Here is a 25,639-nt window from a genome sequence, read left to right as displayed (position 1 = left end):
GGTCAATCCTGACAGCGCCACGGGTGATCCGCTTCCGGTGACTGGTCGGAAATCCGCCCGACGCGGTGTGGCAGGTACTCAGCCGGTCGCTTTCCGAGCGGCGCTGCGGGTACCCCTCGGGGCGGTGGCTCGGGCGGCGACCGGGCGGGCCGGCGACTTGCGGGCGGTCACCTTGCGGGCCGGTGCCTTGGCCGCGACGGTCTTCTTCGCCGGGGCATTCTTCGCCGCCGCCTTGCGGGCGGTGGTCGACGAGGTGCCGGTAGCCTTCGCGGCCGGGGCTTTCTTGGCCGGGGCCTTGCGCGCGCCGCCGCTGGGCCGGGTGGACGCGGCCTTCTTCGCCGGGGCCTTCTTGACGGCTGCCTTCGTCGCGGCAGTCTTCTTCGCCGCCGTCGTCCTGACGGTGGACGCCTTCGTCGCGGTCTTACGGGCCGGAGCCTTGGCCGCGGTGGTGGTCTTCTTCGCCGCCGAGGTGGTGGTCTTCTTCGCGGCGCTCACTGTCTTCTTCGCGGCGCTGGTGGTCTTCTTCGCAGTGCCAGTGGTCTTTTTCGCGGCGCTGGTCTTCTTCGCAGTCGCGGTGCTGGTGCGCGTCGACGGCCGCGTCGTGGCGGCGGTGGAGGTGCGCGACGAGGGGGCCCGCTTCGCGGCGACCGTCGTCGTGCGGGTGGTGGTCTTCTTCGCCGGGGCCTTCTTGGCCGTGGTGGTGGCCCTGCTCGTCGTCGTGGCCTTGGTCGTGGCCTTCTTCGCGGGGGCCTTCCGGGCTGCCGTGGTGGTCTTCTTGGCCGGGGCACGCCCCGCGCCGCCGGCGGCCTTGCGCGCCGGGGCCTTCGCCGCCGTCGCACCGGCGGTGGACTTGCGGACGGGGGTGGTCCGGCTCGCGGCCGTGTTGCGCTCCGCCGCGGCGGTCTTCTTCGCGGTGGTACGTCGGGCCGCCGGGCGCTTGGTGGCCTGCTGTGCTTCGGCCATCGTGGTTCCCTCCTCGGGGGACGTGCTCTCGCGTGCGTCCTCGCGGAGCACGAAGTACCTCGGCGCGAGCCGTCCCGCGCCGCCTATCTGTTCTCCCCGGCCCAACGAGCGTCCTCGGCATCCCACGCCTCGTTCCGCTCCTGCACTCGTTGCAGGGCGTTCTCCGCGTCGGCCGCCGAGTCGTACGGGCCGAGTACGTGCTTCGCCGGACACACGTTGGCGTCCGTCTCGACCCGGTGATGCCGGGTGCACCAGTAGAACTGCCCACTTCGTTCGCTGTCGCTCATGGGAATCACTGTGCACCGCGAACCGGCCGGCCGCCACCGGATCGCACAAGTCGCCGACGATCTCCACAGTAGATATGCATGGCGTCCGTCGGGCCGGAACAGCAAAAGAAGCCCAGGCGGGGACACTTTTCCTCCGCCACCGGCTGTCGGCTGAACGGCCAGTTCCGGCGTACGGCGGCCTGGTGCAGGATCGTCCCGTGATCAACGCGGTGACCGGTACGGGGGCGTGCCCGGGGTGTGGAGCCACAACGACATCCGTCCTTGACGCGGTGCCCTGGTGCCCCCGTTGCGAGTGGAATCTGGACACGTACGACCCGGTGCGACGCGAACGCGAGTTCGGCTGGACCTGGGTCGACAGGTGGACCTACCGGATGGCGTTCCGGACGACCACACGGCAGTTCACTGAGCTGGCCGGGCGACCGCTGGGAGCGAGGGGATCCAGTCGCGCCCGCACGCTGACCGCGCTGGCGTCCCTGGTGCTCGTCGCGGCGGTATTCGCGCTCGCGGTCGTCGGAGTGTGGCTGACTGTGGCGTTTCCGTTTCCCAACCTGGCGATCCTGCCCGGTGTCGCGATGGTCGGTCTGGCTATCGCGCTGCGGCCCCGGTTCGGTCGACTCGACCCGGAACTGGAGGTGCTCTCCCGAGACCGGGCACCGGAGCTGTTCGCGCTGATCGGCGAGGTGGCCACCGCGATTGGGGCGCCGACGCCGGACGTGGTCGGCGTCGACAGCGAGATCAACGCGTACGCGGGTGCGGTGGGCCTCCGGCGCCGGAAGGTGCTCTGCCTCGGATTGCCACTGTGGGGTTCGCTCACTGCCAACGAGCGGGTCGCGTTGCTCGGCCACGAGCTGGGGCACTTCGTCAACGGCGACCCGCGCCGGGGCCTGCTCACGCAGCCCGCGTTCACCATGCTCGGCTCTGCCGCGGACCTGTTCCGGCCGGTGCAGACCGTCGTCGGCGGTGGGCTGGTGGAGATGGTGGGTGATGCTCTGGGTCGGGCGTTCCAGTGGGTGATCTCCCGGGTGTTGTTCGCCGCCCACCTGCTGCTGGTCAGCGTGGCGCTGCGGGACAGCCAACGGGCCGAGTACCTTGCTGACGAACTCTCTGCTCGGGTGGCCGGCTCCGCTGGCGCGACCGAACTGCTCGACGCCCTGGTCACTGCGGAGTCGATGAAGCTGGCGGTTCGTCGGGAGACCCGGGCGGGGCACGGCCCGGACCGATGGCGCTCGGCGTTGGCTGAGGCTCGTGCCACGAACTCCGATCGGTTGCCGCTGCTACGCCAACTGTCGGTACGTGATGAGGCGTCTCTGTTCGCGGCCCACCCACCGACCGGACTGCGCCGCCGGATGCTCACCGACCGACAGTGGCAGAGCCCCTCGGTGGTGCTCACCGAGGCCCGCATGGAACGCATCGACGCCGAGCTCGCCCGGGAGTACGAACGCTTCCGCCGTACCGTCGCCTGGTCAGGCTGACTCTCGCGGCGACGGCGTCGGCAGCTCGCTGGGGGTCGCGCCTATGATCACCGGGTGGCGATACCGGACTACATCGTGGGGATGCGCAAGCACGTCGGCAGCGACCTGCTCTGGCTGCCGAGCGTCAGCGCTGTGGTCCGCAACGACGCCGGGGAACTGTTGCTCGGGCAGCGCGCCGACGACGGGCGCTGGTCGGTGATCAGCGGTTTCGTCGAGCCGGGCGAGCAGCCGGCCACCGCCCTGGTCCGCGAGGTGCGCGAGGAGACGGGCCTGGACGTCGCCCCGGTGCGGATGTCCAGTGCCGTGTCACACCCGCACACCTACGCGAACGGGGACCGCTGCGAGTACCTGAACCTGGGGTTCCTGTGCCGGCTGGTGGCCGGCACCGCCCGGGTCAACGACGACGAGTCGTTGGACGTGCGGTGGTTTCCGTTGGACCGGCTGCCGGAGCTGGACAAGCACGCCCTGCTGGTCATCGCTTACGCGCTGCGCGAGAACCAGCTGACCGGTTACCTGGAGCCGGGTGCCACCTGGGACGACGTACCCGACTGAGGTTCAGGCCGGGGTCGGCGCGAGGGTGACCGACTCGGCGGGCGCCGACCGGGCCGCCCGGATGGTGTACGCAAGCGCGTACGGCATGCAGGCCAGGTAGAGCATGGGCTCGATCAGCACCCGGTTGGTGATCAGGAAGATCTCCCACTGGATGGGCCGGGGCAGGCCGAAGTTCCAGTTCGTCCAGCAGGCGAAGAGCCACACCGGCGCGGAGATCGGGTCGACATGTTCCCGTGCCTCGATCGTCGGCCCTGCGCCGATCCCGCCCGGGTACGCGTCGACAACGGCGAGGATCACCGCGAGGTCCGCGGCGACGAGTGCACCGAGGACGCCCACCCACCAGGCGGCGCGGAGGCGACCTCGGGCGGCGAGGCTCGCCGCGGCCCAGAGCGCGAGGGTCAGGCCGGCCAACCAGAGCAACAGACCGGGTACGGCGCCGGCCAGGCTCTCCGGGTTGCTGACGCGCATGAACAGGATGACCGCCGTGCCGACGGGAAGCACCACGCCGAACGTTATGCGCAGCGGGCTGTCGAGGGCGCTGCGCCGGGCCCAGCGGGCGGCGAACGCCGCCAGCAGAAGCCCCAGCACGACGACGAACGCCGTCCAGATCGGCTTCTGCGCTCGTTCCGCCCAGCTCGCCCGGAACATCAACCAGTTGTAGAGCGGGAACATCGCCAACGCGCTGACAGCCATGATCCCGACGCAGGCGAGCGGGGACAGCAGCAACGCCGCCGCGGTCCGGCCCGCTCGACCACGCATCACGGTGCGGTCGACGAGTGGGGCACCGGCGCGACTCACGGCGAGGCTCATGGCGTAGCCCACCATCGTCGCCCGGCGCCCACTCTCGGCCAGCACGTGCAGCTCGGCTGCCCACTCGCGGTGCAGGTCGTCGCGAACCTCGGCCGGCCAGCGACGCGCGGCCAGCCCCAGTAACAGCGCGGCGATCCGGCGGGTCACCACGCCGGCGCTCCGGTGGGCTCGGTGCCGCCCCACGATCGACGAACGTCGGGGATGGCGGCCCGCAGGTCGGCGAGCGCCTGGCGGGCCTGGGTCACCCCAACGGCCGTGAGGCGGTAGTAGCGGCGGGCCGGTCGGCCGGCCGCGACGGGATCGATCGCCTCCCAGTCGGCGGCCAGCCAGCCGGCCCCCTGCAAGCGGTGCAGCACCGGGTAGAGGGTGCCGCTGGGCAGCCCGGTCAGTCGCATGAGGTCGAGCCCGTAGCGCTGTTCGTCGGGCTCGGCGAGCAGCGCCGCGAGCACCTTCGCGACCGGAATGGTCATCCGCATCCGACCACTGTATCGGAACTCTACATAGGGTTGGGGACCCGTTCGACGGGGATCCACAGCTCGGCGTCCGCCCGGGTGCCGTCCGCCGACACCCGCACCCTTGAGATCTCCGGGCCAGGTCGGCTGCGGTACGGGTTGGACGGAAACCACTGGGTGAACACGTCACGCCACAGGTACTGCACCGCCTGCGGAAACGCGCCGGACGTGCTGAACACCGCCCACGACCCGGCCTGCACCGGCAGCGCGTCCAGGTCCTCCGGAGGTGCGGCGCCGGTCACCACGCCGTGCCAGTAATCCAGCTCGGTGCCCTCCTGCCGGCTGTCGGCGAGGTTGTCGCTGACGTTGACGATCCCCTTCGGCTCCTGATCGGAGAGCGCCTCGATCCGCCCGGTCGTCTCCTCGTCGATGCTGCGGATGAACGCGACGATCGCCGGGTTCATCCCCTCGTGCACCAGCGGAACCCGGGCCTTGCGGCCCACCAGCGCGAACGCGTCCTTGTCGACTATCCGATACTCCATGCTGCCGCTCCCTTCGACAGTGAGTCGGAAGGACATCCGGGGCTGGGCGCGCAGCGCTGCCCCCGTACGCCGGGCAACTCCTGGCCCCACGCCGTGCACGGCGTGGAACGCCCGGGCGAACGCCTCCGCCGAGCCGTAGCCGTGGCGCACCGCGACGTCGAGCAACGTCCGCTCCCCCGCCAGCACGTCCGCACCGGCGACGGTGAGCCGACGCCGACGGATGTACTCCGACAGAGGCATCCCGGCCAGTGCGGAGAACAGCCGCCGGAAGTGGTACTCCGACGTGAGTGCGATCCGCGCCAGCTCCGCCACCTCGATCTTCTCGTCGAGGTGCCGCTCGATGTACGCCATGGCCTCGTTGAGCCGATCCAGCATCCGGGCCTCCTTCCCTTACGAGCAGCAACGCTAGAGGCGGCGCCGGTAGGCCCACCCGACATCCGATGCCCGCATCAGTCGGGTCAGCCCGCCCCGCCCCGCCGGGCTCAGCGCGGCGGCTGCTGCATCATCCAGGTGGGCACGGGCTCGGCCAGGGTGGCCACCACCTCCCAGCCGGCGCGGCGGTACAGCTCGACGTTGCCCGGGTTGCTCGTTTCCAGGATTGCCGGCAGTCCGTCGGCGGCGGCGCGCTCCAGCCCGGCCCGCATGACGGCGCGACCCCAACCGCGTCCGGCGCTGTCCGGGTGGGTGCCGAGGACACCCAGATACCAGAACGGGTACGTCGGCAGGGCGGCGTACACGACGTGGTCGTAGCCCTCGACCCGTGCCCGCACGTCGACCGGGTACAGGGATGCCTCCTCCGGCGACTGGTGCGCGGCGGTCGACGGGTCGGCCGGTGGCTCCCAGACGGCCACCGAGGCGCCACCACCGATCGTCCAGATCGATGACCGGTGCACCCGCTTGTCGAAGAGGTGCCCGAAGAAGGCGGCGGCGTACCGGGGGTAGGTGTCGTCGTCGGGGAACAGGTACCGCAGGACGGGGTCCTGCACGAAAGCGGCAACCAGGGTTCCGACCACCGCGTCGCGGTGGGCCGGGGCGGCGATGGTGATCTCGGGCATCGTCATGGCAATCGACGATATTGCAGGCCGGCCGACCCCACGGGTACGGCGCAGGAGGGCATGCTCGTCGCATGAACATCGATGACTACCGGCAGCACTCCCCGTACAGCGATCCCGGGCGGCATGCCGCGCTGCTCGACGCCGTCCCGGCCGACATTGCCTCGGTGGCGGCGACCGCCCGCAACGTGATCGTGCACTACCGTGCCGGTGGCGTCGAGTTGCCTCCCGACCGGCTCGAGGAGGTCAACTGCCGCTGGGTGGGCCGCATCCTCGACACCGACCAGTCCCGATTTCCGCTGCCTCTGGCCGCCGAGCGTCCGGCCGTGGATCGGGTGGCCGGCTGCTGTCGGGACCACACGTTGCTGTCGGTGGCGGTGCTGCGTCAGCACGGCATTCCCAGTCGCAGCCGGGTCGGTTTCGCCTCGTACTTCGTGCCCGGCTGGCACCTCGACCATGTGCTGGTGGAGTACTGGAACGGCGACCGGTGGGTGTGGGCCGACCCGGAGGTCGACCCGGCCGGCGACTGGGGGTTCGACGGCTACGACATCGACCCGAAGGCCGGGCTCTTCGACTCGGCGGCGCGGGCGTGGTCGGCGTACCGGGCCGGGACGATCGACCCCGACGTGTACGGCGTGAGCCCGGAGCTGCCGATCCGGGGGGACTGGCTCATCCACGACTACGTCCTGATCGAGCTGGCGCACCGGCAGAAGGACGAGTTGCTGCTCTGGGACCGCTTCGGCGCGATGACCGAGGACCTCAGCACCGCCGATCTCACTCTCGTGGACGAGATCGCCGCGATGCTGCTCGCCGCCGACGACGGTGACGAGGCCGCGGAGAAGGCCCTCGCCGACAGGTACGCCGCCGACGCCCGACTCCGCCCCGGGCCGCAGGTGCACACCATGTCACCGGTCTCCGGCACCGTCAGCGTTGCCGACCTGCGCCGCTGAACGGCCGGGGCGGTGCCTGGCTTCGACTATCCGAAGGTGAAGGCGTAGGCCTCGGCGCCGGGCTCGTCGAACGTGATCTCCAACGTCCGCTCAGCGACCGCGCCGTTCTGCCGGACGAGCTGGTGGAGGCGACCGTCCTGGAGTACGCCGTTGCCGTCCTCGTCGACGTCGACGCCGTGTGACGGGCCGGGGGCCGCGCCGTCGAGCAGCACGCGGAACGGAATCGACCGGCCCGCTCCGGGTGCCAGCACGAGATGGGCGTCGCGGGCGTGGAACCGGAAGGCGATGCCGCCACCGGCCTGGTCCAGCACCACGTTCTCCGAGCCGATCGTCCACTCCCCCGACAGCGCCCACTGGTTGAGGCCGAGGCTTTCCGGCACCTGGTAGCCGCGGCGTTCGTCGAGCGCGGGGCCGTTCGGCGACGCGAAGTGTTCGCCGCGATCGAAACCGAGGTACGTCTCGGGTGTCCGCAGGTTGGCCCAGTCGGCGTCCGCCTCCGGGCCGAGCCCCTTGACGGGTACGGGATCCCGCTCGATGCCGAGCAGGCGCTGGAGCACCCGCTCGGACTGCTCGTAGCGTCCCTCGCCGAAGTGCTCGTCGCTGATGACGCCGTCGCTGTCGACGAAGTAGAGCGCCGGCCAGTAGTGGTTGTCGAACGCACTCCAGATGGCGTAGTCGTTGTCGACGGCCACCGGGTAGTCGATCGACCGGGCCGCCACCGCGCGCCGCACCCAGTCGACGTCGTGCTCGAACGCGAACTCCGGTGTGTGCACCCCGACGACGACGAGCCCGTCGTCCCGGTACGCCTGCGACCAGGCCCGCACGTACGGCTCCTGACGCAGCCAGTTGATGCAGGTGAGCGTCCAGAAGTTGACCAGGACGACGCGCCCACCGAGGTCGGCGGGGCCGAGTGGCGCGGAGTTGAGCCACTCGGCCGCCCCGGTGAGCGGGGGCAGGTGCACTGCCATCTAGCGCAGCGACCGGAAGGCGGTGCGAAGCTCCTCGGAGAAGATTTTCGGCTGTTCCCAGGCCGCGAAGTGCCCACCCACGTCGAGCTTGTTGTAGTAGATGAGGTTGGAATAGGCCTGCTCGGCCCAACTCTGCGGCGCCTCGTACAACTCGTCGGGGAAGACGCTCACCGCGACCGGGACATTGACACCCTTCGCGGCGAAGAACGACAGCTTGTTCTCCGCGTACAGACGGGACGCGGAGACCGCCGTGTTCGTCAACCAGTAGAGCGAGATGTTGTCGAGGATGTCGTCGCGGGTGAGGCCCGCTTTCGCCCCGTCGAAGACCTGCGCGATAAGGGCCAGACTCTTCGCGTCGTGGTCGAGCAGGAAGGACGCCAGGCCGACCGGAGAATCCGCCAGCCCGGTGAGTGTCTGCGGCCGGGTCGCCATCATGAGGGCGTACGCGACGTGTTTCCAGACGAAGTTGACTTCCTCGGCGGCCCGCATCTCGTCGTTCGAGAGCCCTGATGGCAGTGAGCCCATGGCGTTGTTCGCGCCGGTGGTGTCGCCCTGGAACAGCAGGTCGATCTCGGGTGGGACGGCGCCTGGCATGTTGGTGTGGATACCGAGCAGCTCCGGAGGCGCCTGGATGCCCATCTGGTCCACTATCACCGCGCCCCAGTCGCCGCCCTGCGCGACGAACCGGTCGTAGCCGAGCCGCTTCATCAGCTCCGCCCAGGCGGTCGCGATCTTCTGCGGGTTCCACCCCGACTCGGTCGGCTTAGCGGAGAAGCCGTGGCCGGGCAGCGACGGGATCACCAGGTGGAAGGCGTCCGACGCGCTCCCGCCGTGCGCCGTGGGATCGGTGAGCGGTTCAATGATCTTCAACTGCTCGATCACCGAACCGGGCCACCCGTGGGTGACGATCAGCGGCAGCGCGTCCTCGTGCTTCGAACGCACGTGGATGAAGTGGATGTCCACGCCGTCGATGGTGGTCATGAACTGCGGCACGGCGTTCAGTCGGGCCTCGATCTTGCGCCAGTCGTACTCCTTCTCCCAGTAGCGGGCGACGGCCTGAATGGTCGCGAGTGGCACGCCCTGCGACTGGTCGTCCACCGTTTCCTTGTCCGGCCACCGGGTGGCAGTGATGCGCCTCTTCAGGTCATCGAGGTCGGCCTGCGGAATGTCGACCGAGAACGGCCGAATCTCCGTGGTGCCGGGACGAGTCTTGGTTTTGACAGCCATGCGTGTTTCCTCTCCGTCTAGGTTTGCGCCTCGCGAGGAGAAATGGTGGGCCTGTGCGCCATCTCGAAATGGGCACGCCGCCGCCATATCTCGGAGCGTAGAACGCCGTACCCCGGGCCCGTGGCGATACGGCTCGTCACCGCGTCCCGGGGGCTGCGACGGCGTGCTCGGCGGCGCGGCTGACCTGCTCCCAACTCGCCCAGGTGTCCATCCGCCGTCGGGCGATGTCGAACGCCAGGTCGTAGACCATGCTCCCGAGCAGGAGCCGCAGCGGCGGGTCGTCGCTGTCGACCAGTCGCAGCAACGCCTCGGCGGCGAGTCGGGGTTCGCTGTCGACGGAGCCTTCCGCCCACTGCCGCTCCAGTTCGGCGCGCAGTGGCGCGTAGGCGTCCATCGGGGTGGTGGCGCGCACGCTCGTGTAGAGGTCGGTCCAGTAACCGCCCGGCTGCACCATGCTGACCGTGACGTCGAAGACCGCCGCCTCCATCGCCAACGCCTCGCTCATGCCTTCCAGTGCGAACTTGCTCGCGCTGTACAGACCGGTGCTCGGGAAGCCGCCGAGCGCGGCGATGCTGGAGATCTGCACGATGTGGCCGGACCGTTGGGCGCGCAGGTGCGGCAGCACTGCCTGACTGACCCAGAGCGCGCCGAACAGGTTGACCTCGAACTGGGCGCGCGCCTCGGCCTCGGTGAACTCTTCGATCATGCCCATGGACAGGGTTCCGGCGTTGTTGACGACGACGTCGAGCCGGCCGAAGCGCGCGACGGCGGTGTTCACGGCGGCGATGACCGCCGCCCGGTCGGTCACGTCCAGGGTCAGGGCCAGCAGCCGATCGGCGTACGTCTCGTCGAAGTCGGCCTGGGCGATGGTCCGGGCGGCGGCGACCACCCGGTCACCCCGACCGAGGGCGGTGTCGGCGAACGCGCGGCCCAGGCCGCGGCTGGCGCCGGTGATGAACCAGGTACGCATATGATCCTCCAATTCTCAAGACGAGACGGTCCGTCTCGCAATGGCCCGAGACTAGGCCCGTGACTCCAGCATCGTCAAGACGAGACGGTTCGTCTCGTACGCTGGTATCGTTCGCCCCATGACGCCCAACACGGCCCGCCGGAACGAGACCTCCCGACGGGCCATCCTCACCGCTGCCTTCGACCTGCTTCAGGAGATGGGGTACGCGAAGCTCAGCATCGAGGGCATCGCCGCGCGGGCCGGCGTCGGCAAACAGACCATCTACCGCTGGTGGCCGTCGAAGGGCGCTGTCATCTTCGACGCCTTCCTCCTGCTCAGCGAGACCACCGAAGGCGGACCGCCGGCACTGCCGGACACCGGCGACCTCGCGGCGGACCTGACAGCGGTGCTGCGCGCGACAGTCGAGGAAATGAACGATCCCCGGTACGAGCAACCGATGCGCGCGCTGGCCACCGAAATCGCGCACGACCCCGAGCTGGCAGCGGCGTACGCCGAACGCCTGGACGGGCCCTTGAAGGCTGCCAAGCGGCAACGCCTGCGCAGCGCCCAGCAGGCCGGTCAGATCGCCGACGACGTCGACCTCGGCGTGGCAGTGGACCTGATCTGGGGACCGATACTCAACCGCTGGCTGCACCGCAGTGGGCCGCTCACCGCCGAATACGCCGACCTCGTCGTCAGCACCGCCCTCAACGGACTGCGCCCCCGCCGATCCGGCGAGTGACTGTCGGTGGGACGGCTTTGCCTTGCCGCAGCACGGTGCGGCAACATCAGACGCCGTGACGGCACCAGGCTCGGCCCCCGACAACCACACCCCCGCCAGCACGCCCCGGTTGGGTCGACGGGTCCGGCACTGGTTGGCCGGCGCCGGAGTCACCGCCCTGGCCGCCGTACTCGGCATCACCCTCGCCGTGCGCGGCGGCGCCACCCCGGCCTGCGCCGCGCCGCCCACCGGCAACGCCGTCCACAAGGGAAAAGCCAGCTTCTACGACGCGGGCCGCTCGGGTGGCAACTGCTCCTTCCCGGGCCCCCCGGCGGACCGGCTCTACGTGGCTCTCGGCGCATCCCAGTACTCCGGATCGGCGGCCTGTGGCAGTTACCTGGAGGTGAGCGGCCCGAAGGGCACAGTCCGGGTCATGGTCATGGACCAGTGCGGCGGCTGCGGACCCAGCAAGATCGACCTTTCCACCGAGGCGTTCACCAGGATCGCCGACCGGTCGCAGGGCATCGCCTCCGTCTCGTACCGGGCGGTGGTGAACCCGCCGCTCGACGGGGGCCTCACCTTCCGGATGAAGGGCGGCGCCTCGACGCACTGGTTAGCCGTGCAGGTGGGCAACCACGGCAACCCGCTCCGGTCGGTCGAGGCGAAGGGGCCGGCGGGCGGCTTCCGCAAGGCCGCCCGGCAGAGCGACAACCACTGGACCATCGACGGCGGGATCGGCCCCGGGCCCTACAACATCAGGGTCACCGACGTGTACGGCCGCCAGGCGACCGCCACCGGCATCCGCCTGGTCACGAAGCAGGTGCAACGCAGCACGGCCACCCTCGCCAGCGCCTCCCCCACGCCCAGCAGTTCACCCACGGCTTCGTTGACCCCGAGCGCTGTTCCCTCGCCGACTCCGACCGAATCGGTCGCACCCACGACGACAGTCGAAGCCCTCGCCGGCGCCGCGCCACTCGACCGCCCCCGCTGTTGAACGTCCTCACGGTCAGGTAGCCCGCCGCATCGCCGTCGTTCGAGCCCGGATGACCGTCGATCCACTCGGCTTTCAGGAAGTCGGCCCATCCCAGCCGTCGGACAGCCCGATTTCATGAAAGCCGAGTGGGCGCGAATCCGGGTTGCGGCAAGACCGGTAGCGACCGAGCATCGCCGTGTGGATGCTGTGGTGCAGTGGGTTCGCACGTCGTGGACCAGACGTTCGCGCGGTGGAGTCGAGGCGACCCGGCGTAACGCCGTACCGGTGTCGTTTCCCCTGCCGGCGCGGGCGGCGCCGCTCACCCAGGAGATCACTATGGCGGAGGCCGATGGCTTCGCGCCGCGCGAAAGCCTGAGCAGCCCGACGTACGGGAGCGAGGTGCGTCTCCGGCTGGCGGACGGCCGGCTCCGGGTTGAACTGCTCGCGTCGGCCTGGGGAATGCCGCGCCGTCACCGCCGGCCGCCTGCGGTGCGCCTCGCCGAGGGCGAATGGCTGCGCTGGCAGATCAACTACCGGTTCGTCGGGATGAGTGGTGGTGCCTGGTTGTACCGCCTGGACACGCTCAACCTGGCGCACGGCGCAGTTCCGCCCGACACCTTCCTCGGCGAGCCGCCTCGGTTCATCGACGAGCGCGCACAGATCTGGTAGCAGTCACCGCCGCACCTCGGCCCCCGTACCATCGGACCTATCCATGGCAGGCGCAGCCCAGGTGAGCCTCACACCGCGAAGGTGAAGATTCTGCCGCTCGGTGGCGCCGCCCGGGGTTGACCGTGAAACCGATGAACGCCAACAGAGAACAGCACGTCGGACGGCGCGTGGAAGGCCTCCTCGGCGAAGCCGGCGGCGGCGAACCAGCCGCGTATCGCCGGGGTCAGATCAGGATCGCGCCTGGTCCTGGTCCAGATCACCGTGGCGTTGGAGGCGCACAGTCGAGGCAGGGCGTCGACAGTTGCCCGGACGTCCTCATCGCTGATGTTGCCCAACACCCCGGCGAGGACGACCAGATCGGCAGGGGCAGCCGTCCGGTATGCCGTGAAGTCACCCGCATCGGCTTCGGTGGCCGTGAACCCGGTGAGCGTGACGGCGGCAATGCCCAGCCGAGCGGCGGCCACGTTGCGAGGGTCGTACTCGATCAGCTCCGCGTGTACCCGATCAGCGTCCGGCCGCGGCGCGAGGGCGCCGATGAGGTCACGCCCCTGTCCCGCGCACACACTGACGACCCGGAGCGAGGAGTCCGATCGTCGGTCAAGCCAGTCGTTGATGTGCTGCTGCACGAGCCGCAGCCTGCGCGACAGCGGCGACGTGTCGTCGTCGTAGGGCAGGTGCCAGTCATGCCAGTCGGTAGCAGCGGTCACCGGACCATGCTGCCACCGGATGGGCGGGCCGGGGCGGTGCGCTTCGCCGCTGGATGCGCAACCCGGCCCTCAAGACGTACAGCTCACGCTTTGCCAGAGCCGTGCCTCTCTCGTTCAGCACGTACCCGGTCAGCCAGATCCAGTCGTTGTACGGGTCGGCCTCGCCGATCGACATCAGTCGCAGCATCAACGCCCGGTCCCCCGAGAACTGCACCGAGCAGGCCGCCCCGATCAGCACCACGTCTCCCGGCTTCATGACAGCCACCCGAGGAACCTGCGGTACACCGTTTCGGCGAGAACCCCGGACATGTCCTGCCAGCCTGCGGTGAGGCGCGACCCGAGGTGGTCGGTCAACGCAGCCGGCGACGTGGCGCACTCCCCCAGCAGTTCCGCCCGGCGGTTCGCACGGGGCCAGGGCCGGTCGCACGTCCCACACAGCCACACCGGGAGAACCAGTCCGTGCACGGTCATCGGCCCTCACCTGGCCGGTGGCCGAGCTTGATCGGGATCTTGTGTCTGGCCCGACACGGCAGCCCGTTGCCGCACCTGCAGACGTTCCGCCACCTCACCCACGACCACACCGGCCTGTGTCTGCGAGCCAGGGTCATCGCTACCGCTGCCAGGTACTCGCCATACAGCACACGTCGGGCCATCCACCCATGGCATCACAAGCCGTTGTACGAGGGCAACCCCCTAAGGAGTTGTCGGACCCTGTTTATCTTGGTGCAACTCCCTGGGCTCCTACGGTCACATCGTGGAGTTGCTTGGGCTGGATGAGATCCGAGACTTGCTTGGCGGGATCAGCAAGCAGCGCGCCACGATCATTGTGGGCCGCAAGGGATTCCCTGACCCCCTCGCCACCTTGAGCATGGGCCGCGTCTGGGATGGCACGGCCGTCCGGGGGTGGATCGCCAAGAACCGGCCCGGCCCGGCTGACGAGGACTGACCCGGCAGGACGAAGCCCGCTCGACCACAAAGACCTTGCCGGCTACCGGAAGCTGTGGCGATGGGCTCGAAGCTGGACAGTTCCACCGCATACCTCTCCCTCCGCACTCCGGTCGAGTGAGACACACAGGATCCAGCTCAACCGCCCTCCGCCTCGTCGATCATGGAGTTGTGGTGGGTGACAAAGTGCCCGTATCGCCCTACGTCAGGCACCATAACTCCATGATCGACGAGGCCGGACAGCCGCAGACGTGGTTCCGTCATCGTCCTGCGGGAATGCCGTGATCAGCAGGGGTTCGACCGACGAACAGCGCCCCCGCCCACGGCCGGTTGATGCCGTACTCAGGCAGCCCCGGCCGGTGACGAGTCAGACGGGCTCGATCGCGAGGTCGGTCACCTGGTCGTCAGTGATGTCGAACACAAACGCGAACGACAGAGGCCCGCCGGGAAAATCACCGTCCCCGGAGGCGACCAGCCGATCGTCAGCGAACGAGGTCGGCGTGAGAACGACCTTCGGGTCGATCAGGTGCCCCTGAATCCACTCGCTGATCTCGGTCTCACCGGTCCAGCTCTTCCCGTCATCGCGCACTGTGGCCCCGTCGCCGAAGACCGCAGCCAGCGCCTTTGCGTCGTGCGCGTTTGTGGCCGCGATGAAGTTGTCGACGGCCTTGGGGAGGGTGATGTCGTTCATTTCTGCTCTCCAGTTTTCTCGGGTGCCAGGACGCGGGCGCGTGCTGGCAGGTCTCTGCGGCGCGAACGCTTCGCGGCAAGGTCGACTTCCGCGAGGCACAGTCACGACTTCGGGCAACCGGCTCAGAAGTCCGCTCCGCGGGAGAGCTTCTCGTTCGCGCGCAGCTCCGCGAGGGCGTTCTCGTGCATCTCTACAACAACGTCGTAGCCGGAGTTGCCGAGCACGATTCGCTTGGGTGGAACGGGTGCGTTCATCGCGCTGATCACGGCCTGCACTCCACGAACAGGGTCTCCTGCCTGCTTGCCGTTGTGGTCCACGAACGCCGCCTTGACGCCCTCGACCATCGGCACGTAGGCGTCGACGACCTCGTTGACGTCCTCGTTTCGGAAGTAGGTGAAGGCCTTCGTGCGGAACGCTCCCGGCTCTACGACGAGCACGCGGACACCGAACGGCTCAACTTCCTGGCGCAGTGTTTCCGACAGTCCTTCGACAGCGAACTTTGCCGCCGCGTAGTAGCCGAACCCCTGTGCGCCGACGAGGCCCGCCACCGACGACATGTTGACGATCCAGCCGTTGCCGCGTGCCCGCATACCGGGCAGGACCGCGCGCACCACCTCGACCACGGCGAACAGGTTGAGGTCGAACGTACGGCGGATCGTCTCCTGAGGGGCGCCCTCGATCGAGCCGTACCAGCCACGGCCCGCGCTGTTGACGAGCACATCGATCCCGCCGAACCGCTCTTCGGCCGTCTTGACCGCCGCACGCACCTGGTCGGTATCGGTGACGTCGAGCTGGAGGACCAACACACGGTCGCCGTGCGGTTCAGCCCACTCTCGCAGTTCAGAAGGCCGACGCGCGGTCACCACCACCTGATCGCCCAACTCCAGGGCAGCTTCGGCATAGACCAGGCCGAACCCGCCGGGGGTCCCACCCGTGATGAACCAAGTCTTCATGACTTCTCCCTTCGCTATAGAAAGCAATGTAGCGCTACATGAGGTAATGTAGCAACCATGCAGAACGCACGGGATCGGCTCCTGCTCGCCGCAGCGGAGTTGCTGGAGAGCGGCGGCACGGTGTCCACGAGGGCGGTGTGCGATCGGGCCGGGGTGCAGGCCCCGACGCTGTACCACCACTTCGGCAGCAAGCAGGGCCTGATCGACGCCGTGGCGAGCCACGGCTTCACCCAGTACACGGCGATCGAAAGCTCTGGCGACCCGCTGGACGACCTGCGCGAGGGCTGGGACAGGCACGTGCAGTTCGGGCTGGAGCACCCGTCGTTCTACGGGCTGCTCTACGGCCGCGCCCAGCCGGGAAAGCCCTGCGCCGTCACCGCTCCCGCGCACGCCGCGTTGCGCGAGCGGTTGACCGCCGCCCGAGACCTGCTCAAGGTGCCGGCGGCCGATGCCGCCGAACAGGTGTTGGCGGCCAATGTCGGCATCACGCTCACCTTGATCAGCCAGCCGGAACCGGATTTCGGGCTGTCCGGACGCGTTCGCGAGGCCGCGCTGGCCGGAGTCCTGCGCCTGCTCCCCACGGACGCCCGCGCGACTCGTGCGAGCGCCGCACTGACGCTGCGTGCGCTGGTCGGCGACGATCAGGGCGACCTCACCCCTGGCGAACACGCGCTGCTCGGCGAGCTACTGGACCGTCTGGCCCACTAGTCGAGCGACCGATTTCCAGGGGCTCTGAGCTGGTGGGCGACGGACGAGTCGACCTGTACGCCGGATTCTGTGCGCGGCGCGTACCCCTAGGGGTTTGCGCCGGCGGCGGCCATCCATCTCGGCCTGCCGTTGCCGGCAGGCTCCAGCGGCCTACCCGCAGACATCGGGCGGGCAGCCCTCAAGCGTCTGCGCCGGGTCGTCATCTAGCGGTGACGCCCCTTGCTTGGCCTTGCTCCGGGTGGGGTTTACCGAGCCACCCCGGTCACCCGGGGTGCTGGTGGGCTCTTACCCCACCGTTTCACCCTTACCGTCCCCGTTGGGGGTCGGCGGTCTGTTTTCTGTGGCACTGTCCCGCGGGTCGCCCCGGGTTGCCGTTAACAACCACCCTGCCCTGTGGAGTCCGGACGTTCCTCGGCGGCGGGCCGAAGCCCGCCGACGCGGCCGCCCGGTCGACTCGTCCGTCGCGCTCTCATCCTAACGACGCCGCCGGCACGCCTGTTGCCGCCCCGCAGGGCGGGTGCCCGCGCAGACCTGCCCCGCGGTGGGGCCTTCGACAGACCCGGCCCGCTGGGCAGCGCGCCGTGGGGACGGACATGGGGAGCGCCCGGTCAGCTCACGCTGATCGTCACGACACCGGTTCCGGCGTACGCCTTCGGCAACTCGGTGAGGACCGGCCGCCCGGTGGGCCACTCGGCGTCGGGACGTCCCAGCGCGGCGGCATGGGCTAGCTGCCAGTCCACACCTTGACGCAGCAGGCGCCCCACCAGCAGAGCGGTCGCGTAGCCCAGCTCGACGACCTCCAGCGCTGGTAGGGCACCGATGTGCTCTCCCACGGCCGGGCGGGTGGAGGTGGCTGCGGCAAGGCAGAGCGCCGGCACGTGGACGTGCCGCCCCGCACCCCGGTGTGCGGTGACCACGAGCCCGGAGAGCGCCGAGTTGCCGGCACCGAGCGCGAGCAACGCTGTGTGATCGAGGATGACCGCAGCCTCGTTCACGCCGCCCGCCGGCCATCTTCGGCCAGGGATTCCGGGACATTGCCAGCCTCGACAGCCGCCCAGACGTCCTCGCCCCGAGTGAGGTCGTCGGCGCTGAGGTCGGCATCGATCTTGAGCCGGACGTACTGCTCTGCACGCGCCGCGCGGTCGCGCAGTTCCTCGGCGGTGAGTGCCGCCTGGGTGAGCTGGGCGACGAGGTCGCGCATTGTCGTCCCGCGTTCGTTCGCCAGGAGCGCCAAGCGGTCGCGTACCTCGGTGTCGACTTTGATCGTGGTATCCACGACCGGAGTATACTACCGGTATACCGCCGCCCTGTTCCGCCTCGCCGGCCAGCTCACGACGGGTTCGGCGCGCGTACTAGCCTCGTAGGGCTATGGATCTCTCCCACGCCGCGCTGCTGCTCGCCGCCGGTCTCGCCGCTGGCACTGTCAACGCGGTGGCCGGTGGTGGTTCGCTGATCACGTTTCCGGCGATGATCGCGATCGGGTTGCCTCCGGTGCCGGCGAACGTCAGCAACTCCGTCGCTGTCTTCCCGGGTTACCTGGCCAGTGTGGCGGGCAGCCGGCAGGATCTGCCGCGACCACGCGCGCTGGCCACGCTGGTGCCCACCACCATCGCGGGCACGATCGTCGGGGCGTTGCTGCTGTTGGCGACTCCGGCCCGTGCGTTCGAGCTGGTCGTACCCTTTCTGGTTCTCGGCGCGACAGCGGTCCTGGCCTTTCAGGACCCGCTGCGCCGGCTGGTCGGCCATCCCCGGGATCTGTCGCCACGCCGGCGGACGGTGGCGGTGCAGACGATGGTCGCCCTCGGCGCGGTGTACGGGGGTTACTTCGGTGCGGCGCTCGGGGTGATGCTGGTGGCCGGGCTGGCTCTGGTGCTGGACGCGACCCTGGCCCGGGTGAGCGCCATCAAGAATCTGCTGTCGGCGGTGGTGGGGTTCACGACGCTCGTGGTGTTCGCACTGTTCGGCCCCTTGAACTGGGCGGCGGTCGCGGTGGTCGCGCCGGCCACCCTCATTGGGGGGTACGCGGGCGCTCGGCTCGTCCGTCGGCTGCCGCCGGTGGTGCTCAAGACGCTGATCGTGGTGTTCGGCACGACGATCGGCCTGTACCTGCTCTGGCGCGCTCTGCACTGAGCCGCCCGCCCGCACGCCAACACCCGGCCAGGCGTCCGCGCCCTCCCAAGATCCACGCAACGTCAGGGAGAGTGCCGCCTCAGCCGGCGGCGAGGCAGCAGTTTCCCCGGAAGTGCGCGGATCTTGAGGTTGAGCCGGGGCGAGCGCCGGCGGTCAGTAGGTTTCGCCGGCGGGCTCGTGTTCGGTGTCGGCGGCGGCGCGGTTCCAGCGGGACCACAGGACCCGTTCGCCGTAGCCGGCGGCCATCACGTGCGCGAAGGCCAGGTAGACGAGCACTCCGACGGCGAGCACCCCGAAGCCGACCCAGAACGGCAGCGCCAACGACTGCTCGGCGAGCTTGCCGGAGATGATCGGTGCCGGTGCGGCGGCGCCCCAGCGGACCAGGTTGAACGCGCCGGTGGCGACGCGCCTGTCACTGGAGCCGAGGCCGAGTGCCAGGTCGGTGAGGTTGGCGTTGGCCAGTCCCATGCAGAGTCCGGCGAGGACCAGCACCACGAGCGCCTCGGCGGTGCTGGTGGAGGTCGCGAAGAGGACCATGCAGACCAGCAGCCCGGCGATGGCCACGCCGACGGTCTGCACCGCGCCGATGCGGTGGGCCAGCCGGTGACCGATCACCAGGATGCCGGTGGCCAGGCCGAGACCCCAGCCGGTGAACGCGAGCCCCAGCGGGATGATGTCCAGCTTGAGGAAGAGCGGGGTGTAGCCGAGCACCACGAAGAACACGAAGTTGTACGCGGCGGTGACCGCGCAGAGGGCGATGAACGCCGGGCGGCGGTAGGTGGCGAAGATCTGGCCGACGCGTACCGGTGCCTGTCGGTTGGTGGGTTCGCGGAGTTTGCGGGAGGCCACGCCGAGGGCGAGGACCATGAAGACGCCGCAGACGAAGAACGGCAGCCGCCAGCTGACCTCGCCGAGCAGGCCGCCGATCAGCGGTCCGACGGCGAAGCCGAGGCCCAGGGCTGTCTCGAACAGGCCCACCACCCATTCCCGGTCGACGGCCAGGTTGACGAGCACCACCATGGCGGTGGCGAAGAACATCGCGTTGCCCAGCCCCCAGACGCCGCGCAGCACTGACAGCTGCACGATGGTGGAGCTGAACGAGGCGAGGATCGCGGCGAGGCCGACCACCGAGACGCCGGTGATGAGCACCGGCTTGAAGCCGAACCGGCCGCTGGCCAGCGTCGCCGGGATCATGCCGAGGGCCATGACCGCGATGTACGCGGTGAACAGCAACTCGACCTGCCAGGCGGTGACCCCGATCGCCTCGCCGATGGCGGGCAGGATCGGGTCGACGACGGCGATGCCGGCGATGGCCAGGAAGGCCACGAGTGTGGTGGCGTAGATGGCACTGCGGTTCGGTTCGGAACGCCGATCCACTCCGACTCCTCAGATAGCTGTATCGTACAGGTACTTATTCTGTATCATACAGCTATGAGCGATGACCACCACGAGAGCGCCCTCGGCCGGATCGAGACCGAGGTGGCCCTGCTGATGCGCTTCGGCGAGGCCACCCGGCGGGCCACCGGCACCGCCGAGCACCGGGTCCTGGACCGCGCGGCGTACGTCATCCTGCGCCACCTGTCCGACGCCGGCCCGCAGAACGTCTCCGCGCTCGCCGCCCGACTCAACCTGGACGGCTCGACAGTCACCCGGCAGGTGTCAGCGCTCCAGCGCGACGGCCTGATCACCCGTACCCCGGACCCGTCGGACGGCCGCGGCACCGTCATCTCCCCCACCTCGGCCGGTCTCCAGCGGATGGCCGCCGTGCAGGCTGCCCGCACCCGGCTCTACGGCGACATGCTCGCCGACTGGACCCCCGAGGACCGAGACACCCTGGCGGCCCTGCTGGGTCGCCTCAACCAGGCCCTGGTGAACCGCAACCGCCCCCGCTGACCAGGCGTGGCGGTGTCTCGGCCTCCCCCCGCTCGGTGATCTTGCACTTTCGGTTGCGGCACAACAGGTATTCCAGTCATATCGACGACAGCAAGTGCAAGATCGGCGCGATCTTGCCGCTCGGCGCGGGTCCGCGACCGACCGGGTTTCAGGAGAACGTGCGCCGCGCCCACGTTTGGAAGTCGGTGATCGGCAGGCCGAGAGCACGGGCCGCCTCCGGACGAGCGGGGCTGCCGATCTCGTTGATCTGCTCGACCGTGTTGACCATGGCGGGCAGCAGGCCGCGCTCGACGGCCTCCTGCGGGGTGAGCACGGGAGCGGTGATCGCCCGGCCGGTGACCTCGCTCAGGATGGCCGCGACCTCGGTCATGGTGAGCAGGTCACCAGCGAGTTCGATGTCCAGGCCGTCGAGCCTTCCCGGGTTGGTGAACGCTGTCGCCGCGGCTTCGCCGATGTCGTCGACGGCGATCCAGGGCATCCGCGTGTTTTCGGCGAAGCCCGTGATGATCGTGCCGGTGGACCAGTCACCGAAGAGGTAGGACCAGCCGACGAGGTTCTCCATGAAGGTCGAGGGCTTTAGTACCGTCCAGTGCGCGAAGCCACCCGAGCGGACCATCTCGTCGATCGCCGCCTTGCTCTCCCAGTAGTGCCTGTCCCACCGACCCTCGGCCCAGCCCGGCTGGCTGCGGTGGAAGTCGCCGGCACCCGAGACGCTGCTGTGCACGACGTGCGACACACCGGCCCGGCGCGCCGCCTCGACGACGTTGCGGCCACGGGTCACCTCGGCGTCGCCCTGCAGGTTCGTCACGTCGGGATACGGGATGGAGAAGAGGCCGTCCATCCCGTTCGCCGCGGCGACCAGCGAGTCGGCGTCGTCCAGGTCGCCGGTGACCAGTTCGGCACCTCGATCCCGCAGAACCTTGGCGCTGTCGGCGCCGGGATCACGGACCAGGGCACGAACGGGAACGCCACGGTCGAGCAGCGCCCGAGCCGTGGCCCCGCCCTGCTTGCCTGTCGCGCCGATGACGAGAACAGCCATGATGCCTCCCCCAGAAACAAGTGGGGTGTCCCCCCACTTTCCGTCGGCTACGATACGGGGGACCACCCCACTTCTGCAAGGCGGGCCATGAGAGCGGACGCGCAGCGCAACTACGACCTCGTCGTCAAGGCGGCCTCCGAGGCGATCGCCCGCGACGGCGCGTACGCCTCGCTGGAGGAGATCGCCCGATCCGCCGGGGTGGGTTCGGCGACTCTGCACCGGCACTTCCCCACCCGGTGGTCGCTGCTCCAGGCGGTCTTCCGCGGGTGTGTGCGCAACCTGGCCGCGCGCGCCGGAGATCTGCTCGCCGCGCCGGACGCCCACGACGCGCTGACGACCTGGCTGCACGAGGTCACCGCGTACGCCACGACAACCCGCGGCCTCGCGGATTCGCTCCTGAACGAGCCCCCCGAGGAGTCCGATGCCTGCGGCACGATGCTCGTCACCGCCGGTGAGCCACTGCTCCGCCGAGCCGTCGACGAGGGTTCGATACGGCCCGACATCACCATGGCCGACCTAATGATCCTCGCCAACGGCATCTCGCTCGCGGCGCAACCGATCGGTGCGACCAAGGCGGCACAACTGCTGACCTACGCCATACAGGGAATCGGGTCAGCGGACCGGCGCGAGGCGGTCCACAAGGGCCGGTGAGGCTCACGCTTCGTCGATCATGGAGTTGTGGTGGGGGACGACTGCCGTGAACAGCCATCAACCAGGCACCACAACTCCATGATCGACGCGGAAGGGCGCGAGGGGCGCGAGGGCCCGGTGCCCCGGGGCCGGGGTCAGGCGACCGGTTCGCGGGTTGGGTTGGCGTCGCTCTCGGTGCCCGGGGTGACGCGGGGGTCGCCCTCGTCGGCGAAGTAGTCGTCCGGCTCGGTGCCGTCGACCCCTTCCTCGACCTTCGCGGCCCGCAACGCGAGCGTCACCAGCGCCGCCACGGCCAGGTTGACCGCCACCGCCACGATGCCGACGTAGATCGTTTTGGTGGTGTCAGAGCCGAACTCCGACAGTGGGAACGCCGAGCCGCCGAAGTGCTTCCGGGTCGGACTGGCCACCTGGTAGAGCATCCACATGCCCAGCCCCATGCCGGCCGCCCAACCGACGATCAGGCCGGTGCGGTGGAACCACCGGGTGTAGAGGCCCAGCGCCACCGCCGGCAGCGTCTGCAGGATGATCACGCCGCCGATCAGTTGGAGGTCGATCGAAAACTGCGGGTCGAGGAAGACGATGCAGGCCACCGCGCCGACCTTCACCACCAGTGAAGTGATCTTCGAAACGTTCGCCTCCTGGGCCGGGGAGGCGTCCCGCTTCAGATACTCCTTGTAGATGTTGCGGGTGAACAGGTTCGCCGCCGCGATCGACATGATCGCCGCCGGCACCAGCGCGCCGATGCCGATCGCGGCGTACGCGACACCAGCGAACCAGTCCGGGAACTGCTGGTCGAACAGCAACGGCACGACGGTGTTGTTGTCCACACTGCCTGCCGAGGCGCCGGGCAGCGGTTTCACGCCGGCCGCGATGGCCATGTAGCCGAGCAGCGCGATCAACCCGAGCAGCAGGCTGTACGCGGGCAGCGCCGACATGTTCCGCTTGATCACGTCGCGGTTCCTGCTGGCCAGCACACCGGTGATGCTGTGCGGGTAGAGGAACAGGGCCAACGCCGATCCGAGCGCCAACGTCACGTACTGAAGCTGGTTGTTGCCGTTGAGCAGGATGCCGTCGTTCGGGTTGGGTGAGGCGTCGAACTTCGCGTCAGCGGCGGCGAAGATGTCACCCCAACCGCCCAGCTTGTACGGCAGGTAGATGACCGCCACCAGGATCACGATGTAGATCAGGCTGTCCTTGACGAACGCGATGAGCGCCGGCGCGCGCAGCCCCGACTGGTACGTGTAGGCGGCCAGGATGGCGAACGCGATGATGATCGGCAGGTGTCGGGCCAGCGCGTTGTCGCCGGTGACACCCATCGTCTTGAGCACCGCCTCGATGCCGATCAGCTGCAACGCGATGTACGGCATGGTGGCGACGATGCCGGTGATCGCGATCAGCAGCGCCAGCACCGGTGAGTCGAAGCGGTTGCGGACGAAGTCGGCGGGCGTGACGAACCCGTGCCGGTGCGACACCGACCAGAGCCGCACCAGCACCAGGAAGACGAGCGGGTAGATGACGATCGTGTACGGCACGGCGAAGAACCCGGCCGCTCCGGCACCGAACATCAGTGCCGGCACCGCCACGAAGGTGTACGCGGTGTAGAGGTCACCGCCGATCAGGAACCAGGTGATCCAGCCGCCGAAGCTGCGCCCGCCCAGCCCCCACTCGTCCAGGTGCGCCATGTCCTTCGGTGCCCGCCAGCGGGCGGCGACGAAGCCCATCGCGCTGACCAGGAGGAACAGCACGGAGAAGACGATGATCTCGGTCAGATGGTCGCGCCACATCAGGAACCACCCCGCTTCTTCGTCATCTGGTAGACCAACGTGGTGGTGCCGACGCCGAGCAGGATGAAGGCCAGTTGCAGCCAGTAGAAGCGCGGGAAGCCGAAGACCCGGGGCGAGTCGCCATTGAAGAACGCCGGGATCAGCGGCACCACGATGGGGATGAAGAGCAACCAGTTCCAGGGGCTGTGGTCCTTCGCCCTGGTCGGCGCCGTGGGCGGCGCCTCCGGTTCGGGTGCAGCCATCTGACACACCTCCGGGGAGTCGTGGCTCTCGATGTAACGGCCGGAGGCTACGACTCTGTGACGACGGTCACCCGACCCGCCCGGAGGGTGGTGCGCCGAACGGCCGGCCGGCTGCGCCGAACGGCGCGGCCGACCGGCCTACCAGGCGACTCAGTCGAGGGTGGAGAGGTGGGCGGTGTCGTTGACGGTGCGCACCGCCACGCCGCCGTCGGGCCACATGTCGAGCACCGAGATGCCGGCCGCGTCCAGGAAGAGCCGGTGCAGGAAGCCATCACCGGCCGCGAGGGCGTCGCGCAGCATCAGCTTGATCGGCGAGACGTGCGAGACCACCACCACCGTCTCACCGGGGTACGCGGACAGCAGCCCACTGACGACGCGGTGCGCGCGTTCGGCGACGTGGGTGAACGACTCCCCACCCGGCGGCGCGACCCGGGGTGAGGCGAGCCAGGCGTCCATCTCCCCCGGCCACTGCTGGCGTACCTCGGCGAAGGTGCGCCCCTCCCACTGGCCGAAGTCACACTCGATCAGGTCGTCCTCGGTGCGCACCGGCACGTCACCGAGAGCCCCGGCGATCGACGCCGCGGTGGCCGTACACCGGGACAGCGGTGAGCTGAGCACGGCCGCGACGGACGGGGCCAGCTCGGCCACCCGGGCGGCCGTGGCCCGCACCTGGGCCCGGCCACGTTCGGAGAGCGGCACGTCGCCGCGCCCGGAGTAGCGCCGCTGCTCGGTGTACGGGGTCTCGCCGTGCCGGACCAGGATCAGCCGGGTGGCGGTGAAGGTCGGGCGGGGCTCCCAGGAGGCCGGCGCGGTAGCCGGGTCGCTGCCTGTCGCGGGCTGCTCGGTGGCTGCCGTCGGCGCGGGACGGCTGGGGGCCGCAGCCGCCGGGGCCCGACCCGCTGCGGCGTCCATCGCGGCGTTGGCGAGGGCGTCGGCGTGCCGGTTCTGCTCACGCGGAATCCAGCTGAACCGGACCGCGCTGAACCGGCCGACGAGCGCGGCGGCCTGGGCGGCGAGGGGCCGCAGACCGGGGTGTTTGATCTGCCACCGGCCGCACATCTGCTCGACCACCAGCTTGGAGTCCATCCGGACGTCCACCTCGGCGGCACCCAGCTCGGCGGCGGCGGTCAGCCCGGCGATCAGGCCCTGGTACTCGGCGACGTTGTTGGTGGCCGTACCCAGCGACTCGGAGCGCTCGGCCAGCACCTCACCGGTCTCCGGGTCGCGCACCACCGCGCCGTAGCCTGCCGGGCCGGGGTTGCCCCGGGACCCACCGTCGGCCTCCATGGAGACCACGCGCGGCGCCACG

At 69.6% G+C, this 25,639-nt stretch carries 31 protein-coding genes and 1 other RNA gene; 11 read left to right on the top strand and 21 right to left on the bottom strand.

The genetic code is table 11. The features are described from left to right. Nucleotides 1-78 precede the first annotated feature (78 nt). Both ABZ406_RS12420 and ABZ406_RS12415 read right to left on the bottom strand, forming a co-directional pair. On the bottom strand, nucleotides 79-963 hold the full coding sequence (locus tag ABZ406_RS12420) for a histone (RefSeq protein ID WP_357759546.1): 885 nt from the start codon (nucleotides 961-963) through the stop codon (nucleotides 79-81). A gap of 83 nt (nucleotides 964-1,046) precedes the next feature. Next, entirely contained in the window at nucleotides 1,047-1,250 is a 204-nt protein-coding gene (locus ABZ406_RS12415; protein WP_357759543.1) for a hypothetical protein, read from the bottom strand. Between the two features lie 317 nt (nucleotides 1,251-1,567). On the opposite strand from ABZ406_RS12415, the gene ABZ406_RS12410 reads away from it, so the two are divergent. Next, nucleotides 1,568-2,722, top strand: a complete 1,155-nt coding sequence (locus ABZ406_RS12410) for a M48 family metallopeptidase (protein ID WP_357759540.1) — start codon at nucleotides 1,568-1,570, stop codon at nucleotides 2,720-2,722. Nucleotides 2,723-2,776: 54 nt separating this feature from the next. Beyond that, nucleotides 2,777-3,274 (top strand): NUDIX domain-containing protein, encoded by a 498-nt coding sequence (locus ABZ406_RS12405; RefSeq protein ID WP_357759537.1) that lies wholly within the window; start codon nucleotides 2,777-2,779, stop codon nucleotides 3,272-3,274. Between the two features lie 3 nt (nucleotides 3,275-3,277). Here the strand turns inward: ABZ406_RS12405 and ABZ406_RS12400 are convergent, their stop codons facing one another. The 4 genes from ABZ406_RS12400 to ABZ406_RS12385 form a co-directional block, all read right to left on the bottom strand. Next, the gene (locus ABZ406_RS12400; protein WP_357759534.1) at nucleotides 3,278-4,234 is read right to left on the bottom strand and encodes a hypothetical protein; all 957 of its coding nucleotides are present in this window, start codon (nucleotides 4,232-4,234) and stop codon (nucleotides 3,278-3,280) included. Continuing rightward, on the bottom strand, nucleotides 4,228-4,560 hold the full coding sequence (locus ABZ406_RS12395) for a helix-turn-helix transcriptional regulator (RefSeq protein ID WP_357759532.1): 333 nt from the start codon (nucleotides 4,558-4,560) through the stop codon (nucleotides 4,228-4,230). Before ABZ406_RS12395 ends, ABZ406_RS12400 begins: the two co-directional genes overlap by 7 nt. Before the next feature lie 20 nt (nucleotides 4,561-4,580). Then, nucleotides 4,581-5,453 carry an AraC family transcriptional regulator gene (locus ABZ406_RS12390; protein WP_357759529.1) on the bottom strand — a complete coding sequence of 291 codons (873 nt, stop codon included), beginning with the start codon at nucleotides 5,451-5,453 and terminating at the stop codon, nucleotides 4,581-4,583. A gap of 107 nt (nucleotides 5,454-5,560) precedes the next feature. Continuing rightward, nucleotides 5,561-6,139: a GNAT family N-acetyltransferase gene (locus ABZ406_RS12385; RefSeq protein ID WP_357759525.1), complete on the bottom strand. Its 579-nt coding sequence runs from the start codon at nucleotides 6,137-6,139 to the stop codon at nucleotides 5,561-5,563. Between the two features lie 65 nt (nucleotides 6,140-6,204). On the opposite strand from ABZ406_RS12385, the gene ABZ406_RS12380 reads away from it, so the two are divergent. Further along, on the top strand, nucleotides 6,205-7,080 hold the full coding sequence (locus ABZ406_RS12380) for a transglutaminase domain-containing protein (protein WP_357759522.1): 876 nt from the start codon (nucleotides 6,205-6,207) through the stop codon (nucleotides 7,078-7,080). A 26-nt stretch (nucleotides 7,081-7,106) separates the two neighbouring features. Here ABZ406_RS12380 and ABZ406_RS12375 read toward each other — a convergent pair whose 3' ends face one another. From ABZ406_RS12375 to ABZ406_RS12365, 3 genes are all read right to left on the bottom strand, one after another. Then, the gene (locus ABZ406_RS12375; RefSeq protein WP_357759519.1) at nucleotides 7,107-8,048 is read right to left on the bottom strand and encodes a redoxin family protein; all 942 of its coding nucleotides are present in this window, start codon (nucleotides 8,046-8,048) and stop codon (nucleotides 7,107-7,109) included. Continuing rightward, a complete protein-coding gene (locus tag ABZ406_RS12370; RefSeq protein ID WP_357759516.1) occupies nucleotides 8,049-9,275 on the bottom strand; it encodes an epoxide hydrolase family protein in 1,227 nt (408 codons plus the stop codon). It lies immediately after the preceding gene. 136 nt (nucleotides 9,276-9,411) lie between these two features. Further along, on the bottom strand, nucleotides 9,412-10,245 hold the full coding sequence (locus tag ABZ406_RS12365) for an SDR family oxidoreductase (RefSeq protein WP_357759513.1): 834 nt from the start codon (nucleotides 10,243-10,245) through the stop codon (nucleotides 9,412-9,414). 118 nt (nucleotides 10,246-10,363) lie between these two features. Between ABZ406_RS12365 and ABZ406_RS12360 the strand changes: the two genes are divergently transcribed. The 3 genes from ABZ406_RS12360 (at nucleotide 10,364) to ABZ406_RS12350 (ending at nucleotide 12,587) form a co-directional block, all read left to right on the top strand. Continuing rightward, on the top strand, nucleotides 10,364-10,966 hold the full coding sequence (locus ABZ406_RS12360) for a TetR/AcrR family transcriptional regulator (RefSeq protein WP_357759510.1): 603 nt from the start codon (nucleotides 10,364-10,366) through the stop codon (nucleotides 10,964-10,966). 55 nt (nucleotides 10,967-11,021) lie between these two features. After that, nucleotides 11,022-11,939: an expansin EXLX1 family cellulose-binding protein gene (locus ABZ406_RS12355; RefSeq protein WP_357759506.1), complete on the top strand. Its 918-nt coding sequence runs from the start codon at nucleotides 11,022-11,024 to the stop codon at nucleotides 11,937-11,939. 315 nt (nucleotides 11,940-12,254) lie between these two features. Then, nucleotides 12,255-12,587: a hypothetical protein gene (locus tag ABZ406_RS12350; protein ID WP_357759502.1), complete on the top strand. Its 333-nt coding sequence runs from the start codon at nucleotides 12,255-12,257 to the stop codon at nucleotides 12,585-12,587. Between the two features lie 68 nt (nucleotides 12,588-12,655). Here ABZ406_RS12350 and ABZ406_RS12345 read toward each other — a convergent pair whose 3' ends face one another. Together ABZ406_RS12345 and ABZ406_RS12340 are read right to left on the bottom strand one after the other, a co-directional pair. Then, the gene (locus tag ABZ406_RS12345) at nucleotides 12,656-13,294 is read right to left on the bottom strand and encodes a class I SAM-dependent methyltransferase family protein (protein ID WP_357759500.1); all 639 of its coding nucleotides are present in this window, start codon (nucleotides 13,292-13,294) and stop codon (nucleotides 12,656-12,658) included. Then, complete coding sequence (locus ABZ406_RS12340; RefSeq protein ID WP_357759497.1) at nucleotides 13,269-13,550, bottom strand: hypothetical protein; 282 nt, start codon at nucleotides 13,548-13,550, stop codon at nucleotides 13,269-13,271. Before ABZ406_RS12340 ends, ABZ406_RS12345 begins: the two co-directional genes overlap by 26 nt. A 498-nt stretch (nucleotides 13,551-14,048) precedes the next feature. Between ABZ406_RS12340 and ABZ406_RS12335 the strand changes: the two genes are divergently transcribed. Next, nucleotides 14,049-14,240: a hypothetical protein gene (locus tag ABZ406_RS12335; RefSeq protein WP_357759494.1), complete on the top strand. Its 192-nt coding sequence runs from the start codon at nucleotides 14,049-14,051 to the stop codon at nucleotides 14,238-14,240. Between the two features lie 366 nt (nucleotides 14,241-14,606). On the opposite strand, the gene ABZ406_RS12330 is transcribed toward ABZ406_RS12335, so the two are convergent. Together ABZ406_RS12330 and ABZ406_RS12325 are read right to left on the bottom strand one after the other, a co-directional pair. Next, nucleotides 14,607-14,930, bottom strand: coding sequence for a nuclear transport factor 2 family protein (locus tag ABZ406_RS12330; RefSeq protein WP_357759491.1), 324 nt, complete (start codon nucleotides 14,928-14,930; stop codon nucleotides 14,607-14,609). Nucleotides 14,931-15,052: 122 nt separating this feature from the next. Then, nucleotides 15,053-15,883: an SDR family NAD(P)-dependent oxidoreductase gene (locus ABZ406_RS12325; protein WP_357759763.1), complete on the bottom strand. Its 831-nt coding sequence runs from the start codon at nucleotides 15,881-15,883 to the stop codon at nucleotides 15,053-15,055. 57 nt (nucleotides 15,884-15,940) lie between these two features. On the opposite strand from ABZ406_RS12325, the gene ABZ406_RS12320 reads away from it, so the two are divergent. Next, nucleotides 15,941-16,591 carry a TetR/AcrR family transcriptional regulator gene (locus ABZ406_RS12320; protein ID WP_357759488.1) on the top strand — a complete coding sequence of 217 codons (651 nt, stop codon included), beginning with the start codon at nucleotides 15,941-15,943 and terminating at the stop codon, nucleotides 16,589-16,591. Between the two features lie 40 nt (nucleotides 16,592-16,631). Here ABZ406_RS12320 and rnpB read toward each other — a convergent pair. The 3 genes from rnpB to ABZ406_RS12305 form a co-directional block, all read right to left on the bottom strand. Further along, nucleotides 16,632-17,048, bottom strand: an RNA gene (gene rnpB / locus ABZ406_RS12315) — RNase P RNA component class A. A 151-nt stretch (nucleotides 17,049-17,199) separates the two neighbouring features. After that, nucleotides 17,200-17,586 carry a hypothetical protein gene (locus ABZ406_RS12310; RefSeq protein ID WP_357759486.1) on the bottom strand — a complete coding sequence of 129 codons (387 nt, stop codon included), beginning with the start codon at nucleotides 17,584-17,586 and terminating at the stop codon, nucleotides 17,200-17,202. Continuing rightward, nucleotides 17,583-17,867 (bottom strand): hypothetical protein, encoded by a 285-nt coding sequence (locus tag ABZ406_RS12305; RefSeq protein ID WP_357759483.1) that lies wholly within the window; start codon nucleotides 17,865-17,867, stop codon nucleotides 17,583-17,585. Before ABZ406_RS12305 ends, ABZ406_RS12310 begins: the two co-directional genes overlap by 4 nt. 92 nt (nucleotides 17,868-17,959) lie before the next feature. On the opposite strand from ABZ406_RS12305, the gene ABZ406_RS12300 reads away from it, so the two are divergent. Beyond that, nucleotides 17,960-18,721 carry a sulfite exporter TauE/SafE family protein gene (locus tag ABZ406_RS12300; RefSeq protein ID WP_357759480.1) on the top strand — a complete coding sequence of 254 codons (762 nt, stop codon included), beginning with the start codon at nucleotides 17,960-17,962 and terminating at the stop codon, nucleotides 18,719-18,721. Between the two features lie 153 nt (nucleotides 18,722-18,874). Here the strand turns inward: ABZ406_RS12300 and ABZ406_RS12295 are convergent, their stop codons facing one another. Then, nucleotides 18,875-20,098: an MFS transporter gene (locus tag ABZ406_RS12295; protein ID WP_357759477.1), complete on the bottom strand. Its 1,224-nt coding sequence runs from the start codon at nucleotides 20,096-20,098 to the stop codon at nucleotides 18,875-18,877. Between the two features lie 54 nt (nucleotides 20,099-20,152). Between ABZ406_RS12295 and ABZ406_RS12290 the strand changes: the two genes are divergently transcribed. After that, a complete protein-coding gene (locus ABZ406_RS12290) occupies nucleotides 20,153-20,614 on the top strand; it encodes a MarR family transcriptional regulator (RefSeq protein ID WP_357759474.1) in 462 nt (153 codons plus the stop codon). A 148-nt stretch (nucleotides 20,615-20,762) separates the two neighbouring features. Here the strand turns inward: ABZ406_RS12290 and ABZ406_RS12285 are convergent, their stop codons facing one another. Further along, on the bottom strand, nucleotides 20,763-21,653 hold the full coding sequence (locus ABZ406_RS12285) for an NmrA/HSCARG family protein (RefSeq protein WP_357759471.1): 891 nt from the start codon (nucleotides 21,651-21,653) through the stop codon (nucleotides 20,763-20,765). Nucleotides 21,654-21,740: 87 nt separating this feature from the next. On the opposite strand from ABZ406_RS12285, the gene ABZ406_RS12280 reads away from it, so the two are divergent. Further along, nucleotides 21,741-22,304 carry a helix-turn-helix domain-containing protein gene (locus tag ABZ406_RS12280; protein WP_357759469.1) on the top strand — a complete coding sequence of 188 codons (564 nt, stop codon included), beginning with the start codon at nucleotides 21,741-21,743 and terminating at the stop codon, nucleotides 22,302-22,304. 134 nt (nucleotides 22,305-22,438) lie between these two features. On the opposite strand, the gene mctP is transcribed toward ABZ406_RS12280, so the two are convergent. The 3 genes from mctP to ABZ406_RS12265 form a co-directional block, all read right to left on the bottom strand. Then, nucleotides 22,439-24,088, bottom strand: a complete 1,650-nt coding sequence (mctP, locus tag ABZ406_RS12275; RefSeq protein WP_357759466.1) for a monocarboxylate uptake permease MctP — start codon at nucleotides 24,086-24,088, stop codon at nucleotides 22,439-22,441. Next, on the bottom strand, nucleotides 24,088-24,330 hold the full coding sequence (locus ABZ406_RS12270) for a DUF3311 domain-containing protein (RefSeq protein WP_238680505.1): 243 nt from the start codon (nucleotides 24,328-24,330) through the stop codon (nucleotides 24,088-24,090). Before ABZ406_RS12270 ends, mctP begins: the two co-directional genes overlap by 1 nt. Nucleotides 24,331-24,480: 150 nt before the next feature. Beyond that, a complete protein-coding gene (locus ABZ406_RS12265; protein WP_357759462.1) occupies nucleotides 24,481-25,638 on the bottom strand; it encodes a bifunctional RNase H/acid phosphatase in 1,158 nt (385 codons plus the stop codon). Nucleotide 25,639: the final 1 nt, after the last annotated feature.

Source organism: Micromonospora sp. NPDC005710 (genome assembly GCF_040630995.1).
Classification (GTDB): domain Bacteria; phylum Actinomycetota; class Actinomycetes; order Mycobacteriales; family Micromonosporaceae; genus Micromonospora.
Note: the sequence above shows the minus strand (reverse complement) of the source record. Positions and strands in the feature narration are given on the sequence as shown.

What these genes read in the sequence shown, in the direction of transcription:
- ABZ406_RS12420 (WP_357759546.1), bottom strand. Translation starts at nt 963, where the DNA reads ATGGCCGAAGCACAGCAGGCCACCAAGCGCCCGGCGGCCCGACGTACC.
- ABZ406_RS12415 (WP_357759543.1), bottom strand. Translation starts at nt 1,250, where the DNA reads ATGAGCGACAGCGAACGAAGTGGGCAGTTCTACTGGTGCACCCGGCAT.
- ABZ406_RS12395 (WP_357759532.1), bottom strand. Translation starts at nt 4,560, where the DNA reads ATGCGGATGACCATTCCGGTCGCGAAGGTGCTCGCGGCGCTGCTCGCC.
- ABZ406_RS12390 (WP_357759529.1), bottom strand. Translation starts at nt 5,453, where the DNA reads ATGCTGGATCGGCTCAACGAGGCCATGGCGTACATCGAGCGGCACCTC.
- ABZ406_RS12385 (WP_357759525.1), bottom strand. Translation starts at nt 6,139, where the DNA reads ATGACGATGCCCGAGATCACCATCGCCGCCCCGGCCCACCGCGACGCG.
- ABZ406_RS12380 (WP_357759522.1), top strand. Translation starts at nt 6,205, where the DNA reads ATGAACATCGATGACTACCGGCAGCACTCCCCGTACAGCGATCCCGGG.
- ABZ406_RS12375 (WP_357759519.1), bottom strand. Translation starts at nt 8,048, where the DNA reads ATGGCAGTGCACCTGCCCCCGCTCACCGGGGCGGCCGAGTGGCTCAAC.
- ABZ406_RS12370 (WP_357759516.1), bottom strand. Translation starts at nt 9,275, where the DNA reads ATGGCTGTCAAAACCAAGACTCGTCCCGGCACCACGGAGATTCGGCCG.
- ABZ406_RS12365 (WP_357759513.1), bottom strand. Translation starts at nt 10,245, where the DNA reads ATGCGTACCTGGTTCATCACCGGCGCCAGCCGCGGCCTGGGCCGCGCG.
- ABZ406_RS12360 (WP_357759510.1), top strand. Translation starts at nt 10,364, where the DNA reads ATGACGCCCAACACGGCCCGCCGGAACGAGACCTCCCGACGGGCCATC.
- ABZ406_RS12350 (WP_357759502.1), top strand. Translation starts at nt 12,255, where the DNA reads ATGGCGGAGGCCGATGGCTTCGCGCCGCGCGAAAGCCTGAGCAGCCCG.
- ABZ406_RS12340 (WP_357759497.1), bottom strand. Translation starts at nt 13,550, where the DNA reads ATGAAGCCGGGAGACGTGGTGCTGATCGGGGCGGCCTGCTCGGTGCAG.
- ABZ406_RS12330 (WP_357759491.1), bottom strand. Translation starts at nt 14,930, where the DNA reads ATGAACGACATCACCCTCCCCAAGGCCGTCGACAACTTCATCGCGGCC.
- ABZ406_RS12325 (WP_357759763.1), bottom strand. Translation starts at nt 15,883, where the DNA reads ATGAAGACTTGGTTCATCACGGGTGGGACCCCCGGCGGGTTCGGCCTG.
- ABZ406_RS12320 (WP_357759488.1), top strand. Translation starts at nt 15,941, where the DNA reads ATGCAGAACGCACGGGATCGGCTCCTGCTCGCCGCAGCGGAGTTGCTG.
- ABZ406_RS12300 (WP_357759480.1), top strand. Translation starts at nt 17,960, where the DNA reads ATGGATCTCTCCCACGCCGCGCTGCTGCTCGCCGCCGGTCTCGCCGCT.
- ABZ406_RS12290 (WP_357759474.1), top strand. Translation starts at nt 20,153, where the DNA reads ATGAGCGATGACCACCACGAGAGCGCCCTCGGCCGGATCGAGACCGAG.
- ABZ406_RS12285 (WP_357759471.1), bottom strand. Translation starts at nt 21,653, where the DNA reads ATGGCTGTTCTCGTCATCGGCGCGACAGGCAAGCAGGGCGGGGCCACG.
- ABZ406_RS12280 (WP_357759469.1), top strand. Translation starts at nt 21,741, where the DNA reads ATGAGAGCGGACGCGCAGCGCAACTACGACCTCGTCGTCAAGGCGGCC.
- mctP (WP_357759466.1), bottom strand. Translation starts at nt 24,088, where the DNA reads ATGTGGCGCGACCATCTGACCGAGATCATCGTCTTCTCCGTGCTGTTC.
- ABZ406_RS12270 (WP_238680505.1), bottom strand. Translation starts at nt 24,330, where the DNA reads ATGGCTGCACCCGAACCGGAGGCGCCGCCCACGGCGCCGACCAGGGCG.